The sequence below is a fragment of the Mesorhizobium sp. M8A.F.Ca.ET.208.01.1.1 genome (assembly GCF_004791315.1).
Classification (GTDB): Bacteria; Pseudomonadota; Alphaproteobacteria; order Rhizobiales; family Rhizobiaceae; genus Mesorhizobium.
In genome coordinates, this window is the sequence record NZ_SRUT01000202.1 from 1 (window position 1) to 328 (window position 328).

A 328-nucleotide genomic window follows, 5' to 3' on the forward strand; every position below is an offset into this window, starting at 1 on the left:
CTTCGCCACCCATCCCGGCGTTCCACAGGACATCTTTCCCGAGGAATGCGGATTCATCCTCTCCGACGGCTATGGCGCGGAGATCCTACGCGATGCGCCCGAGCATCGCATGGCGGACGCGACGCGCAAGGCACTGATGCTGCGGATTGCCCGCGCGGGCGCCGCGCGGCTTCTGGCGGCCGAGCTTGCCGGCGTTGCGGTGCCGGCGCTGGATGGCGAGAGCGAGTAGATCGGGCGTACCGCGCCTTGGCGCTGACTTGCGGCGTCAGGCCGAAGCCTCGAGCTAACTCTGCCCGAGGCCGGCGAAAAATTTTTGGCCAGCACCGAT

General features: G+C 67.4%; 1 protein-coding gene. It reads left to right on the forward strand.

What is annotated here, in order from left to right; translation table 11 throughout:
- On the forward strand, positions 1–229 hold a 229-nt coding region (locus EN851_RS34915; protein WP_135931091.1), incomplete at its 5' end, for an MmcB family DNA repair protein.
- Positions 230–328: the final 99 nt, after the last annotated feature.